General features: G+C 43.6%; 1 protein-coding gene. It reads left to right on the top strand.

The window, feature by feature from the left end:
- A partial coding sequence (locus I6F37_RS42305; RefSeq protein WP_225154720.1) for a hypothetical protein occupies positions 1 to 411 on the top strand: 411 nt, incomplete at both ends.

The following is a 411-nucleotide window of genomic DNA, read 5'->3' on the forward strand; positions in this document are numbered from 1 at the left end:
GCTAACTTCTCTTAGCAATATTCCCCCAAATAGTTTTCTCGTCATCGGTGAAAATTCAGCAGATAAAACAATTGCTGATCAGCAGCTGGTTATTAAAAACTTTATACAAAATGGCGGCAGGATTTTATGTCTGCGGCAGGATAGTGCACACCTGCTGAATGTCAGTTATTTATTAGATCATTCGCTCACCACCCTCAATATTGACATTGATGATCCAAATTATCCACTGTCCACAAAATCACCCAGGAACGGTTATTATGTAAATCCGGAACGGCCCGGTCATCCTGTGTTTGCAGGCATTACCCGGGAAAACCTTCGGGTATGGAGCGACTATACCGGCTGGGATGAAACGAAGGAAGGATTCCCGGCAATTCAGCCGGTTACCGACGGATTTAATTTTCAGAATAAGGA

The organism is Bradyrhizobium sp. NBAIM08 (genome assembly GCF_020193935.1).
Lineage (GTDB): Bacteria > Pseudomonadota > Alphaproteobacteria > Rhizobiales > Xanthobacteraceae > Bradyrhizobium > Bradyrhizobium yuanmingense.